The 13,533-nt window shown below is 68.2% G+C and carries 12 protein-coding genes; 11 read left to right on the forward strand and 1 reads right to left on the reverse strand.

The window, feature by feature from the left end; translation table 11 throughout:
- Window positions 1-164: 164 nt before the first annotated feature.
- The 11 genes from GNX71_RS16050 to GNX71_RS16100 all read left to right on the forward strand — a co-directional run bounded on the left by GNX71_RS16050 (window position 165) and on the right by GNX71_RS16100 (window position 12,947).
- The gene (locus GNX71_RS16050) at window positions 165-962 is read left to right on the forward strand and encodes an SDR family NAD(P)-dependent oxidoreductase (RefSeq protein WP_206179216.1); all 798 of its coding nucleotides are present in this window, start codon (window positions 165-167) and stop codon (window positions 960-962) included.
- 13 nt (window positions 963-975) lie between these two features.
- Complete coding sequence (locus GNX71_RS16055; RefSeq protein ID WP_206179217.1) at window positions 976-1,833, forward strand: CmcJ/NvfI family oxidoreductase; 858 nt, start codon at window positions 976-978, stop codon at window positions 1,831-1,833.
- A gap of 4 nt (window positions 1,834-1,837) precedes the next feature.
- Complete coding sequence (locus GNX71_RS16060) at window positions 1,838-3,169, forward strand: LLM class flavin-dependent oxidoreductase (protein WP_206179218.1); 1,332 nt, start codon at window positions 1,838-1,840, stop codon at window positions 3,167-3,169.
- Between the two features lie 71 nt (window positions 3,170-3,240).
- Window positions 3,241-4,455 carry a multidrug effflux MFS transporter gene (locus tag GNX71_RS16065; protein ID WP_206179219.1) on the forward strand — a complete coding sequence of 405 codons (1,215 nt, stop codon included), beginning with the start codon at window positions 3,241-3,243 and terminating at the stop codon, window positions 4,453-4,455.
- Entirely contained in the window at window positions 4,452-5,903 is a 1,452-nt protein-coding gene (locus GNX71_RS16070) for an MFS transporter (RefSeq protein ID WP_206179220.1), read from the forward strand. Before GNX71_RS16065 ends, GNX71_RS16070 begins: the two co-directional genes overlap by 4 nt.
- 20 nt (window positions 5,904-5,923) lie before the next feature.
- Window positions 5,924-6,559: a paraquat-inducible protein A gene (locus GNX71_RS16075; RefSeq protein ID WP_206179221.1), complete on the forward strand. Its 636-nt coding sequence runs from the start codon at window positions 5,924-5,926 to the stop codon at window positions 6,557-6,559.
- Window positions 6,556-7,284 carry a paraquat-inducible protein A gene (locus GNX71_RS16080; RefSeq protein ID WP_206179222.1) on the forward strand — a complete coding sequence of 243 codons (729 nt, stop codon included), beginning with the start codon at window positions 6,556-6,558 and terminating at the stop codon, window positions 7,282-7,284. The genes GNX71_RS16075 and GNX71_RS16080 overlap by 4 nt, the downstream gene beginning before the upstream one ends.
- The gene (locus GNX71_RS16085; protein ID WP_206179223.1) at window positions 7,281-8,936 is read left to right on the forward strand and encodes an MlaD family protein; all 1,656 of its coding nucleotides are present in this window, start codon (window positions 7,281-7,283) and stop codon (window positions 8,934-8,936) included. The genes GNX71_RS16080 and GNX71_RS16085 overlap by 4 nt, the downstream gene beginning before the upstream one ends.
- Entirely contained in the window at window positions 8,933-9,574 is a 642-nt protein-coding gene (locus tag GNX71_RS16090; RefSeq protein WP_206179224.1) for a PqiC family protein, read from the forward strand. Before GNX71_RS16085 ends, GNX71_RS16090 begins: the two co-directional genes overlap by 4 nt.
- Window positions 9,575-9,729: 155 nt before the next feature.
- The gene (locus GNX71_RS16095) at window positions 9,730-11,334 is read left to right on the forward strand and encodes an MFS transporter (RefSeq protein WP_206179225.1); all 1,605 of its coding nucleotides are present in this window, start codon (window positions 9,730-9,732) and stop codon (window positions 11,332-11,334) included.
- Between the two features lie 179 nt (window positions 11,335-11,513).
- Complete coding sequence (locus GNX71_RS16100) at window positions 11,514-12,947, forward strand: PAN domain-containing protein (RefSeq protein WP_206179226.1); 1,434 nt, start codon at window positions 11,514-11,516, stop codon at window positions 12,945-12,947.
- Between the two features lie 25 nt (window positions 12,948-12,972).
- Here the strand turns inward: GNX71_RS16100 and GNX71_RS16105 are convergent, their stop codons facing one another.
- Window positions 12,973-13,485, reverse strand: a complete 513-nt coding sequence (locus GNX71_RS16105) for an HD domain-containing protein (RefSeq protein ID WP_206179227.1) — start codon at window positions 13,483-13,485, stop codon at window positions 12,973-12,975.
- Between the last annotated feature and the right edge of the window lie 48 nt (window positions 13,486-13,533).

The raw sequence follows: 13,533 nt of genomic DNA on the forward strand, positions 1-13,533 counted from the left end.
TTGTGGAAGCGGTCCGGGAAGCCGATAGCGTAGCCGCCGATCGCGTCACTGTGAAATCCGGTGGGACGTCAAGCGCGTGCGAGCGCCGACCAGCCGGCAAATAAGGTTATCGCTTTTGCATCGTTCCACGGCTCGGAGCGCAGGTATAGCCTTCGGCCTCACCTATGCCTCCAGTCTCTTCACCACCTCCTGTTTCTTCCTCCGGTTCGGGCCCGTCGCCGGTGGCGTGGATCGCCGGTGTCGGCGCGAGCGCCGGCCTGGGCGCTGCGCTCGCACGGCGCTTCGCGGCCGAGGGATTCCTCGTTGCATTGACCGGTCGCACCCAGGCGCAACTCGCCACGGTGGCCGCTGAAATCGAAGCTGCCGGCGGGCGCGCCCAGGTGTTCGCGGGTGACGTGGCGAGCGAGGCCGAGATCCACGGCATCGCGCAACGCGTGCAGGCGTTGGGCCCGCTGTCGGTGGCGATCTTCAATGCGGCGAGCGCAGTCCGTGCGCCGACGCTGGAGATCTCGGTCGACCAGTTCACGCAGGCCTGGCGCACCAGCGCGCTGGGCGGTTTCATCTTTGCGAAAGAGGCCTTGCAGGGCCTGCTGGCCAACGGCTTCGAGGCCACCGCGCCCAGGGCACGCGGCAGCCTGCTGTTCACCGGCGCCACCGCGGCGCTGCGCGGCAAGCCGCCGTTCGCTGCCTTCGCGGCGGCCAAGGCCAGCTTGCGGTCGCTGAGCCAGAGCCTGGCGCGCGAGTTCGGCCCGCAGGGCATTCACGTGGCACACGTGGTGATCGATGGCGGCATCGACGGCGAGCGCCTGCGCAGCAACGCACCCCAGCGCGTGGCGCAGGCAGGCGACGACGGCCTGTTGCAGCTGGACGCCATCGCAGAAAACTACTGGCAGCTGCATGTGCAGCACCGCAGCGCGTGGACGCAGGAACTCGACCTGCGCCCGTTCAAGGAACCCTTCTGAGGAGTCATGCCGCATGGGCACCGCATCGAATGACCACCTGGTGGCCGCCAATCTCCCTTTCGTCGAAGGCGAGGTGAATTACCTGAAGGCGGGGCAGGGCAGGCCGGTGAGCTATACCTTCGAGCCGCCGCCGGGCGTGCCCTGGGTGACCGGCGAGCTGGAGCCGCGCCGCGTGGCCATCCGCGATGGCCGCCCGCTCGTGGCGCTGCGCGAACTCTCGCTCGACCGCAGCGGCTTCACGCAGATCTCGCACCGCAGCGTGGTGGCCGACTTCTCGCACGACGGGGCGATCCGCGACATCTACTACCGCGAAGCCGAAGCGCTGCTGCGCGACGTGACGGGCGCCGAGAAGATCGTCGTCTTCGATCACACGTTGCGCGACAGCGCGCAGGGCTCGCGCCGCACGGCCGAGTTGCGCGAGCCGGTCCGGCGGGTGCACAACGACCAGACCTTCGTCTCCGCGCCGCGCCGCGTGCGCGACCACCTGCCGCCCGAAGAAGCGGAAGAGCGCCTGAAGCACCGCTTCGCCATCATCAACCTGTGGCGCCCGCTGGCCACGGTGGAGCGCCTGCCGCTCGCGCTGTGCGATGCGCGCTCCATTGCCTTCGAGGACATGGTGCCGAGCGACCTGGTCTACCCCGACAAGGTGGGCGAGACCTACTCCTTCACCTGGAACCCGAAGCACCAGTGGTACTGGTTCCCGAGGCTGCGGCCCGACGAGGCGCTGCTCCTGAAGATCTACGATTCGCGGGAGGACGGCACCGCGCGCTTCACCGCGCACACCGCGTTCGAAGACCCGACCGGCGCGCCTGAGGCGCCGCCGCGCCGCAGCATCGAGTTGCGCGCGCTGGTGTTCTGGCCGGCCGAATGACGCCATGAGCACAAGCAAGCAGCTGCGGCTGGGCGCCTTCATGCGCCCGGTCAGCATCCACACCGGTGCCTGGCGTTACCCCGGCGCATGGCGCGATGCCAACTTCAACTTCGCGCACCTGAAGCAGCTGGCACAAACGCTGGAGCGCGGCCGCTTCGACGCCTTCTTCATGGCCGACCACCTGGCCGTGCTCAACATGCCCATCGAGGCACTGCAGCGCAGCCACACGGTCACCTCGTTCGAGCCGTTCACGCTGCTGTCGGCGCTCGCGCAGCACACGAAGCACATCGGGCTGGTGGCGACCGCATCGACCACCTTCGACGAGCCCTTCCACATCGCGCGCCGCTTCGCCTCGCTCGACCACCTGAGCGAAGGCCGCGCGGGCTGGAACATCGTGACCACCTCCAACCCCGACGCGGCGCTGAACTTCGGCCGGGACGACCACATGGCACACGACGAGCGCTATGCCCGTGCCCGCGAGTTCTACGACGTGGTCACGGGCCTGTGGGACAGCTGGGCCGACGACGCCTTCGAGCGCGATGCCGACAGTGGCCGCTTCTTCGATCCCGCCAAGCTGCATGTGCTCGACCACAAGGGCAAGTACCTTTCGGTGCGCGGGCCGCTGCACATTGCGCGGCCGGTGCAGGGCTGGCCGCTGATCGTGCAGGCCGGCGCGTCGGAAGCAGGGCGGCAGCTCGCAGCCGAGACCGCGGAGGCCGTGTTCGCCGCGCCGGGCACGCTGGCCGCGGCGCGCAGCCTGTATGCGGACATCAAGGGCCGCATGCGCAGGATCGGGCGCGAGCCGGACCACCTCAAGATCCTGCCCGCCGCCTTCGTGGTGGTCGGCGACAGCGTCGACGAAGCCCGCGCCATCCGCGCGAGGCTCGACAGCCTGGTGCACTACGACAGCGCCATCGCCTCGCTCTCGATCCAGCTCGGCCACGACGCCTCGAAGTTCGACCCCGACGCACTTTTGCCCGATGTGCCCGAGACCAACGCGAGCCAGAGCAGCCGCGCCCGCGTGGTCGAGCTGGCCCGGAGTGAGAACCTCACGGTGCGCCAGCTGGCCCAGCGCCTCGGCGGCTACGGCGGGCTGGCCTTCGTGGGCACGGCGCAGACCATCGCCGACGAGATGCAGGAGTGGCTCGAGACCGAGGGCTCCGACGGCTTCAACGTGATGTTCCCTTGGCTGCCGGGCGGGCTCGACGCCTTCGTCGACAAGGTGGTGCCCGAGTTGCAGCGCCGGGGCATCTTCCGGCGCGAATACGAAGGTCGTACCCTGCGCGAGAACCTTGGTTTGCCTCGGCCTGCCAACCGATTCTTTTCCCCGAATTAGCACCCGGCGGGGCCTGCAGGCAACCGACCCCACGCGGGCGCCGATTGCCGGGCTTGGCGACAATCGGGTCAATGCGTTCTTCCCCTTTCTTCAAGATGGCCCTCCTGCTGGGCCTGCTTTCGGCCATCGGGCCCTTCGCCATCGACATGTACCTGCCCGCACTGCCCGCCATCGGGCAGAGCCTGCGCGCCGACATCGGCGCGGTGCAGATGAGCCTCACGGCGTTCTTCCTGTCGCTCGGCGCGGGCCAACTGCTCTATGGGCCGATATCCGACATGGTGGGGCGGAAGCCGCCGCTGTACGCCGGGCTGGTGCTCTTCGCATTGGCCAGCGTGGGCTGCGCATTGGCGACCGACATCCAGACGCTGATCGCGCTGCGCTTCATCCAGGGCCTGGGCGCCGCGGCCGGCATGGCGATTCCGCGCGCCGTGGTGCGGGACCTGCACACCGGCACTGATGCTGCGCGGCTGATGTCGCTGCTGATGCTGGTGTTCAGCGTGTCGCCGATCCTCGCGCCGCTTGCAGGCAGCGCGGTGATCGCCGTGGCGGGCTGGCGCGGCGTGTTCTGGGCCGTGACCATCGCGGCGGTGGCGGGCCTCGCGATGATGGTCAAGCTGCTCGAAGAAACCCGGCCCGCCTCCGAGCGCGTCGAGAGCAGCCTCGGCAGCGCGCTCTCGGCCTACTGGCTGCTGCTGCGCGACGGGCATTACCTCGGGCTGGTGTTCATCGGCAGCTTCGCGATGGCGGGCTTCTTCACCTACCTGGCCAATTCGTCGTTCGTGATGATCGACCACTACGGCTTCTCGCCTGCGCTCTACAGCGTGGCCTTCGGTGTGAACGCGGCCGCCTTCATCGGCGCCTCGCAGTTCACCGGCTCGCTCGGCGAGCGCTACGGGCTGGTCAACCTCGTGAAGTTCGGCGTGGTGTGCTGCGGCGCGGCGATGGTCGCGATGTTCATCTACTTCGCGATGGGCGGCGACAGCATCTGGGTGCTCATCGTCCTGTACTTCATCGCCTCGGGCTTCATGGGCCTGGTGATCCCGACCACCGGCGTGCTGGCGCTCGAAATGCACGGCGCCATCGCGGGCACCGCCTCGGCGCTGCTCGGCACGCTGCAGATGCTGACGGGCGCGCTGGCAATGGCGGTGGTGGGCTTCTTCACCGATGGCCGACCGCTGCCGATGGTCGCTGGCATGGCCGCAGGCGCCTTGATCGCGCTGGTGCTGACCTGGCTCACGCTGGGCGGCGTGCGCTCGGAACCCACACGAAGGACGCAGGAAGCGTGAGCTCGATACATCCAGGCGCCGCAATCGCGAGCGCCGAAGAAAACACCCTCAAGCCCATCGACGGCCTGGCCTCGCCGGAGCGCGGCTGGGCCATGCTGGTCATCATCCTCGGGCTGATCGTGGCGGTGCTGGACGGCACCATTGTCAACCTGGCGTTGCCGGGCATCGCGCGCGAGTTGCAGGCGAGTCCCTCGCAGGCGATCTGGGTGGTCAATGCGTACCAGATCGCCACGCTGGTCATGCTGCTGCCGCTGGCCTCGCTCGGCGACCTCGTGGGCTACCGGCGCGTGTACCTCGTGGGCATGGCGGTGTTCGCGCTGTCGTCGCTGGCCGCGACCTTCGCCAATTCGCTCGGCACGCTGATCGCGGCGCGCGCCTTCCAGGGGCTGGGCGCGGCGGGGATCATGAGCGTCAACGCGGCGCTGGTGCGGCTGGTGTACCCCTCGTCGCAACTGGGCAAGGGCATGGCGATCAACTCGCTGGTGGTCGCCACTTCGTCGGTGGCCGGGCCCTCGGTGGCGGCGGCGATTCTCTCGGTGGCCTCGTGGCCGTGGCTTTTTGCCATCAACGTGCCGCTGGGCATCGTGACCTTCGCGCTGGGCATGAAGGCGCTGCCGTTCAACCGCGTGGCGCCTGCCGCCGGGCTCAGGTTCTCGCCCGTTGACGTGACGCTCAACGTGCTGATGTTCTCGCTGGTGTTCCTGGGCGTCGACCGGCTGGGCGTGCGCGAAGGCGGCGTGGACGGCGGCGGCGGCCACTGGTCCGCCTGGGCCATCCTGCTGGCCGGGCTGGCGGTGGGCTTCGTCTACCTGCGGCGCCAGCGCACGCAGGCGGTGCCGCTTTTCCCCATCGACCTGCTGCGCATTCCGGTGTTCGCGCTGTCCATGGGCACCTCGGTGGCCGCGTTCTGCGCGCAGATGCTGGCCTACATCGCGCTGCCGTTCCTGCTGCTCGATGTGTACGGGCGCAGCCACATCGAAGCCGGGTTGCTCATCACCGCGTGGCCGTTGGCCATCGTGGTGATGGCGCCCATTGCGGGGAAGCTGATCGGCAAGTATCCGGACGGGCTGCTCGGCGGCATCGGCCTCGGCCTGCTGGCCACGGGCCTCGCGCTGCTGGCAGCGCTGCCGGCGCATCCGGGCAATGCCGACATCGCCTGGCGCATGGCGCTGTGCGGGCTGGGCTTCGGGCTCTTCCAGTCGCCCAACAACCACACCATCGTCAGTTCGCCGCCCGCGCACCGAAGCGGTGCAGCCAGCGGCATGCTGGGCACGGCCCGGCTCACCGGGCAGACGCTCGGCGCGGTGGTGCTGGCGGGAGTTTTCAGCGTCTGGAGCCCGCACGGCGGGCATGGCCCGGTGGTGGCGCTGGTGCTGGCCGCCTGTTGCGCGGCGGTGGCGGCAGTTTTCAGCAGTCTGCGATTGAAGACGACAAACCCGCACCACTGAATAGGGTAGGGTACGGCCCCATGAAGGAAGTACCTGACACCGTGGTCTGCCCGGGTTGCGACGCGGTCTATACCCGCACACCCCTGCAGCCGCGCGACGTGGCCCGCTGCCCGCGCTGCGGCACCGAGCTGGACAGGCACACCGGCTCGCAGCAGCAGCGCATCCTGCCGCTGACGGTGGCGAGCCTGATCATGTTCGCCATCGCCAACCTGTTTCCCATCGTCGAGATCGAGCTGCGCGGCCTGCGCAGCCAGACCACGCTGGCCGGGGCGGTGGTGGTGCTGGGGGGCGAGGGCATGTCGGTGGTGGCGCTGCTGGTGCTGGCCACGACCATTCTTTTTCCGCTGCTGCAACTGTGCATCCTGGCCTACCTGCTGATTCCGCTGCGCCGGGAGCACCGGCCGCTGGGCTTCGCGGTGCTGGTGCGCATGATGCAGTCGCTGCGCCCGTGGGGAATGATCGAGGTGTTCCTGCTCGGCGTGCTGGTGGCGATCGTCAAGCTTTCCAGCATGGCGACCGTGGTGCCGGGGCCCGCGCTCTGGGCCTTCATGGCGCTCACGGTCACGCTGACGGCGGTGCTGTCGTTCAACCCGGGGGCGTTCTGGGAGATGACCTTCCGCGCTGCCGGCGACGAAGAAAAAGAGGCTTCCGCATGAAGCTGTTTTCCTTCCGCAAGTCGCGCGAACCACAACCGGCCGTCGAAGAGGTCGCGCACGACCCCGACGCCCCGGTCGCCACCGCCGCCTCGCTCGGCCTCCTGGCTTGCCCGCACTGCGCGGCCGTCTGGCGTGGCGCCGAGGAGGGCGACGCCTGCGGCCGCTGCGGCACGCACCTGCACACGCGCAAGCCGCAGAGCCTCACGCGCACCTGGGCCTTCCTGATCGCGGCCTGCATCATGTACATCCCGGCCAACCTGCTGCCGGTGATGATCACGCGCACGCTGTTCGGCGCGCAGTACGACACCATCCTGAGCGGGGTGATCTATTTCTGGGTGTCGGGCGCCTACGGGCTGGCCGCCATCGTCTTCATCGCGAGCTTCCTGGTGCCGCTCTTCAAGCTGGCGGTGCTGTTCTTGCTTGTGGTGACGGCCCAGCGCGGCAGCACCTGGCGCCAGCACGAGCGGGCGAAGCTCTATCACATCATCGAGATCATCGGCCGCTGGTCGATGCTCGATGTGTTCGTGGTGTCGCTCCTGACCGGGCTGGTGCAGATCCAGGGCTTTGCGGTCATCACCGCGGGCGTGGGCATCGCGGCCTTCGGCTCGGTGGTGGTGCTGACCATGCTGGCCTCGCTGAGCTTCGATCCGAAGCTCACCTGGGACAGCAAGGAAGCGCAGGCGGTGCAAGAGAGTTTCGAGAACAGGGAAGAACAAACAGCATGAGTGAAGAAGAACCGCAACCGCAGGACAAACCGGCGCCGTCCGCGCCGCCATTGCCCAAACCACAGGTCAAGCGCCGCCGCGAGTGGCTGCCCTCGCTGATCTGGCTGATCCCCATCGTGGCCGCGCTGGTCGGCGTGACCTTGGTGGCACGCATCCTCCTGGAGCGCGGCCCCGAGATCGTGCTCACCTTCAAGACCGCCGAGGGCCTGGAGGCCGGCAAGACCGCCGTGAAATACAAGGACGTGCAGATCGGCCTGGTGCAGAGCCTGCGCCTGGCGCGCGATCGCTCGCACGTGCGCGTGCTGGTGCAGCTCAACAAGGATGCCGAGAGCTTCACTTCCGACGATTCGCGCTTCTGGGTCGTGCGGCCGCGCCTCGACACCTCGGGCATCTCGGGCCTGGGCACCTTGCTGTCGGGCGCCTACATCGGCGCCGATGCCGGCGTGTCGAAGGAAACCGCGGGCGAATTCAAAGGCCTGGAGGCGCCGCCTATCGTCACGCGCGACGACTCGGGCCAGCAGTTCCTGCTGCGCGCCACCGACATCGGCTCGCTCGACGTGGGTTCGCCCGTGTACTTCCGCCGCATCAAGGTGGGGCAGGTGGCCGCGTACGAGCTCGACGGCGACGGCCGCGGCGTCACGCTGCGGGTGTTCGTCAACGCGCCCTACGACAAGTTCGTGGGCATCAACACCCGCTTCTGGCAGGCGAGCGGCATCGACGCGCAGCTGAGCGCGAGCGGCTTCACGCTGCGCACCCAGTCGCTCGCGACCATCCTGCTCGGCGGCATCGCCTTCCAGGCGCCCGACGATGCGATGGGCCCGCTGGCCAAGGAGAACACCGCCTTCATGCTGGCGCAGGACGAGACCACCGCGATGAAGGAGCCCGACGGCCCCTCGCAGACGCTGCTGATGTACTTCAACCAGTCGCTGCGCGGCCTCGTGCCTGGCGCGGCGGTCGATTTCCGCGGCGTGGTGATCGGCGAGGTCAAGTCGATCGGCGTGGAGTTCGACCGCGCCGAGCGCGAGTTCCGCATGCCGGTGCTGGTGCAGATCTACCCCGACCGCCTGCGCCGCCGCGAGACCGGGCAGCCGCAGGGCACCGAGTCGCGCGCCACGCAGCAGGAGCGCCTGCGCTTCCTGGCGGAGAAGGGCCTGCGCGCCCAGTTGCGCAACGGCAACCTGCTGACCGGCTCGGTGTACGTGGCGCTCGACTTCTTCCCGAAGGCGCCGCCCGCGAAGATCGACCTGGCGAAGAGCCCGATCGAGCTGCCCACCATCGCCAACAGCCTCGACGAGATCCAGTCGCAGGTGCAGGAAATCGCGAGCAAGCTCAACAAGGTGCCCTACGAGCAGATCGCGGCCGACCTGCGCACCACGCTGGCCACGCTCAACAAGACGCTCACCAGCGCCGAGCAGACCGTGACCCGCATCAACAACGACGTGACGCCCGAACTGGCCGCGGCCATGAAGGACGTGCGCAAGACCGTGAACACGGCCGAGCGCACGCTGGCCGACGATTCGCCGCTGCAACAGAACATGCGCCAGACGCTGCAGGAACTGACCCGCGCCGCCGGCTCGGTGCGCGTGCTGACCGACTACCTGGAGCGCCATCCCGAGTCGCTGCTGCGCGGCAAACCGGACGACAAGAAATGAAGAACGAGAACTTCGCATTCGGAAAAACCGCGCTGATCGTTGGCGCTGCCTTGATCGCGCTCGCCGGCTGCGCGAGCAAGCCCGACAGCTACTACACGCTCGCCAGCCCGGTCGCGGCTGCCGATGCGGCGCCTTCGACATTGGGCAGCCCCACGCCGCTCTATATCGAGCTCGCGCCGGTGGCGGTGCCCGAGCGCTTCGCACGGCCGCAGATGGTGGTGCGGCAGCCGGGCGGCAGCGTGCAGGTCGAGGTGCTCGAGCAGCACCGCTGGGCCTCGTCGTTCGAGAACGAGCTGCGCGATGCGCTGTCCAGCAACATCTCTTCGCGGCTGGGTGCGCTCGACGTGACCAAGGGCGGACGGCAGACCTCGCAACCGGTCTGGCGCATCGCGGTGCAGCTGCGGCAGTTCGATGCGGTCGATGGCGGACGCGTCGATGCGAGCTTCAGCTGGACGCTGCGCCGCTCCGACGAGGCGCGCACGGTGGTTTGCCAGCTGAATGTCGGCGAAGCGGTCGGCGGTGGCATGGACGCCGTGGCGCAAGGCGCCCAGCGGGTGACGGCAGCCACGGCCGCTGCCATTGCGCGCAGCGTGAGTGCGGCGCGTGCGAACCCGGCCGCCACGGCATGCGCGCTCTGACTCTTTTTCTTTCTCCCTCCCCCGCTGGGGGAGGGCAGGGGTGGGGGCACGACGGCGCTCATCGAGGCATGGCGTCCAGTTGGGAGATGCCCCCATCCCAACCTTCCCCCAAAGGGGGAAGGGGCAAGTCCCGAATCCAATAGATCGGAGACCCCATGGCACAGATCGGTAAGGCGCCCTGCGACGACAAGCTGATCCTGCATGGCGCCAGAGGAGAAGAAAGTGCCTGCCCCGAGGCCTCCAAACCCTGGGTGCTGGCCGCGGCCATCGTCGGATCGAGCATGGCCTTCATCGACGGCACGGTGGTCAACGTCGCGCTGCCGGCCATCCAGGCCGACCTGCACGCCACGGCCTTCCAGGCGCAGTGGGTGGTCGAGTCCTATGCCTTGCTGCTGGCGGCATTGCTGCTGGTGGGCGGCGCGCTCGGCGACCACTACGGCCGGCGCCGCATCTTCGCCATCGGCGTGGGCATCTTCGCGCTTTCCTCGGTGGCCTGCGGGTTGGCCGCCGACGTGCACCAGCTCATCGCCGCGCGCGCGGTGCAGGGCATCGGCGGGGCGCTGCTGGTGCCCGGCAGCCTGGCGCTCATCAGCGCGGCGTTTCCGGAGAAAGAGCGCGGCAAGGCCATCGGCACCTGGTCGGGCTTCAGCGGCATCACGGCCGCCGTGGGGCCGGTGCTGGGCGGCTTCCTGGTCGATCACGTCTCCTGGACCTGGGCCTTCTACATCAACGTGCCGATGGCGCTGCTGGTGCTGTGGATCACCTGGCGGCATGTGCCCGAGAGCCACGGCGCATCGGCCAGTGGCGGGCTCGATGTGTGGGGTGCGCTGCTCGCCACCGCCGGACTGGGCGGCGTGGTCTATGCCTTCATCGAGGCGCCCACGCAGGGCTGGAGTTCGCCGTACGTGCTCGCGGCGCTGGGCGTCGGCGTCGTGGGGAGCGCGGGCTTCATCGCGGTGGAGCGCAAGGCGCGCACGCCGATGCTGCCGCTGGGCCTGCTGCGCATCGGCAACTTCAGCGGCGCGAACCTGCTGACCTTGCTGCTCTATGCGGCGCTCGGCGGCGGGCTGTATTTCTTCCCGCTCAACATGATCCAGGTGCAGGGCTACTCGGCCACCGCGGCGGGTGCGGCGCTGCTGCCGTTCATCTTCATCATGTTCGCGCTCTCGGGTTGGGCCGGGCAACTGGTCGACCGTTTCGGGCCGCGCCTGCCGCTGGTCATCGGGCCGGCCATCGCGGCGGTGGGGTTCGTGCTGTTCGCGGTGCCGGGTGTCGGCGTCAGCTACTGGACCGGCTTTTTGCCCGCGGTCGTGGTGCTGGGTTTCGGCATGACGGTGACGGTCGCACCGCTCACCACCACCGTCATGAACGCGGTCGGACCTGATCTCGCGGGCGTGGCCTCGGGTGTGAACAACGCGGTGTCGCGCGCGGCGGCGGTGCTGGCGATCGCGGTGTTCGGCGCGGTCATGGCGTGGGCCTTCGATGCCGCGCTGGCCGATGACTTGCGCGAGATGGGCGCCTCGCCGCAGGTGTCCGCATTCCTCGAAGGCGAGCGCAGCAAGCTGGCCGGTGCGGTGATGCCGCCGGGTGTCGATTCGGCCACTGCGGCGTCCGTCAAACGCGCCGTGGCCGAGTCGTTCGTGGCGGGCTTTCGCTGGGTGATGCTGGTGAGCGCAGCGCTGGCCGTGCTGAGTGCGCTGAGCGCCTGGCTGATGATCGGAGGAGGACCCGCCGCGCAGCCGGCCGACGGAAAACGATAGACCAAGCACAAGTCGATGACAGTCCGACGTATAGGTCTGCTCAATGCGACACCGAAGATTTTTGAATTGGATCGATGGCAGGCGCCAGTGATTTACTCCGCCCGGAGTTGCAGAAGCCACGCGAGAAAAAGCGGGCAACACGGGATTCATCCAACGATCACGCGATGAGGAGACATCACATGAAGCCATCGATCCGCGCCGGCCTGGCGTGCCTGTTCACAGCGCTCGCGGGGCATGCCGCCGCAGCGTCGCTCGACGCGTTCGCGCTCTCGCCGAACGCCGCGATCTCGGGCTACAACGTCGAGAACCTGACGCAGTCCACGCCCGAGATGTGCGCCACCGCTTGCCTGTCCGCACCGCGGGCCACTTGGTGCGTTTCGTTCGATTTCCACAAGGCCAACCAGAGCTGCGACCTGAGTGACAAGCAGGCCGGAGACGTCGGCGGCCTGAAGACCGACTACCCCGGCAACCCGTACGACCACTACAGCCTCAAGCCCGATCCGCTGAAGGCGTTCACGCGCACGCCCGATGCGGCGATCAGCGGCCACAACACCGAGACCCTGCAGGCCGTGACGCCCGTGGACTGCGCCAACGCCTGCACCGACGCGAGCCGCGCCGCATGGTGCAAGTCCTTCGACTATCACAAGACCCCGCAGCGCTGCGACCTGAGCGACAAGCGCGCCAGCGACGTCGGTGGGCTGAAGACCGACTACCCAGGCAACCCCTACGACCACTATGCGTTGATCGCGGGCGAGGGCATTCCCAACCCGGTGCCCGGCAACAAGCACGTGCTGCTGATCGGCATCGACGGCCTGCGCGGCGACGCGATCCAGTGCCAGGGCTGCGTGCAGACGCCCGCGATGTCGGCACTGATCGCGGGAGGTGCCTTCCACGGCAACGTGCTGGCGGGCGGCACCAAGCAGGCGACCGTCAGCGGGCCCGGCTGGTCGTCGGTGTTCACCGGCTTCTGGGCCGACAAGCACGGCGTGACGTCGAACGACACCGGGCTGGTGATGAAGAAGACGCACGTGTTCGACCTCATCAAGCAGGCCTGGCCCACGGCCACGACGGCAGTGGTGGGCGACTGGTTCAACATCACCCACAACCTGCGTCCCGCGAAGACCGACTTCGTCGTCGCCAACGCGGCCAAGAATTCGCAGCAGGCCACCGATGCCGTGAAGGGCTGGCTCGGCTGGAAGAACCCGCCGACGGCCATCTTCTATTACCTGCACAACGTCGACATCCACGCGCCCAGCTACGACCCGCTGAACGCCAACTACCAGGGCAAGATCGCCGGCGAAGACCAGCAGATCGCGCAGGTGCTCGCCGCACTGACCGCACGGCCGAACTACGCGAACGAAGAGTGGCTGATCGTCGTGACCTCGGACCATGGCGGCACCGGCAGCAGCCATGGCGGGCAGACGGCGGCGGAGCGGGACACCTTGCTCATCCTGAACAACAACTACGCGAATCCGCTCAAGCCCAGCTATTGCCAGGGCAACCTGAGCGCGACCGCGATGCTGCAGGTGGACGGCGCGACACCGCACATCCTGGACTTCATGGGCCTGCCCAACGCCACCGAAGGGCATAAGCATCCGAGCTGCGGGCAGTAGTCAGCGGACACGCCCCGAACGGGCCTCAGGAGGCAGGCCACTCCAACAGAAGCGAGTCGAGTTCGGCCCACAGCGGATCGCATTGCCCCTTGCGAAAAGCAGCAGCCCTGAAGGTTGGATGCTCCCCCCGATAGGTGTCCCAAAGCTGCCGATGCCCATCGGCCACGCAGGCACGCACATTGGCAAGCCGGTCCGCCGCCTTGACCACGAGCGCGAGTTCCTCATCGCCCGTCACCTGCGCCATCGCCGCATAGGTCTTGGCCTTGCGCTCCTTGCGATTGGCGCCGGGCGCATCGGTCAATAGCGACACGCAGCGGGCCACGAGATCGCCGAAGCGCTCTTGCACGTCCGCCACCGTGGCATCAGTGTCTTCCACCACGTCGTGCAGATAGCCGACGACCCGCGCCTTCTCTCCATAGGGCTGGAGCAGGGCGACCACCGCGTCCAGATGGTGAACGTAGGGATGCGGGCCGTATTTCTGGTCGCCATGCATCTGGATGGCGTAGTCGCGTGCGGCTTCGGGTGTCGATGAGGTCATGAGGGCATCCGTTCCGTTGGTTTTTCCATTCTGCCTATGCGGCCGTCT

The organism is Variovorax sp. RKNM96, from assembly GCF_017161115.1.
Taxonomy (GTDB): Bacteria; Pseudomonadota; Gammaproteobacteria; order Burkholderiales; family Burkholderiaceae_C; genus Variovorax.

Bases quoted from the DNA above. Each gene is read 5' to 3' on its own strand.
- GNX71_RS16050 (WP_206179216.1), top strand. From the start codon at position 165: ATGCCTCCAGTCTCTTCACCACCTCCTGTTTCTTCCTCCGGTTCGGGC.
- GNX71_RS16055 (WP_206179217.1), top strand. From the start codon at position 976: ATGGGCACCGCATCGAATGACCACCTGGTGGCCGCCAATCTCCCTTTC.
- GNX71_RS16060 (WP_206179218.1), top strand. From the start codon at position 1,838: ATGAGCACAAGCAAGCAGCTGCGGCTGGGCGCCTTCATGCGCCCGGTC.
- GNX71_RS16065 (WP_206179219.1), top strand. From the start codon at position 3,241: ATGCGTTCTTCCCCTTTCTTCAAGATGGCCCTCCTGCTGGGCCTGCTT.
- GNX71_RS16075 (WP_206179221.1), top strand. From the start codon at position 5,924: ATGAAGGAAGTACCTGACACCGTGGTCTGCCCGGGTTGCGACGCGGTC.
- GNX71_RS16080 (WP_206179222.1), top strand. From the start codon at position 6,556: ATGAAGCTGTTTTCCTTCCGCAAGTCGCGCGAACCACAACCGGCCGTC.
- GNX71_RS16085 (WP_206179223.1), top strand. From the start codon at position 7,281: ATGAGTGAAGAAGAACCGCAACCGCAGGACAAACCGGCGCCGTCCGCG.
- GNX71_RS16090 (WP_206179224.1), top strand. From the start codon at position 8,933: ATGAAGAACGAGAACTTCGCATTCGGAAAAACCGCGCTGATCGTTGGC.
- GNX71_RS16095 (WP_206179225.1), top strand. From the start codon at position 9,730: ATGGCACAGATCGGTAAGGCGCCCTGCGACGACAAGCTGATCCTGCAT.
- GNX71_RS16100 (WP_206179226.1), top strand. From the start codon at position 11,514: ATGAAGCCATCGATCCGCGCCGGCCTGGCGTGCCTGTTCACAGCGCTC.
- GNX71_RS16105 (WP_206179227.1), bottom strand. From the start codon at position 13,485: ATGACCTCATCGACACCCGAAGCCGCACGCGACTACGCCATCCAGATG.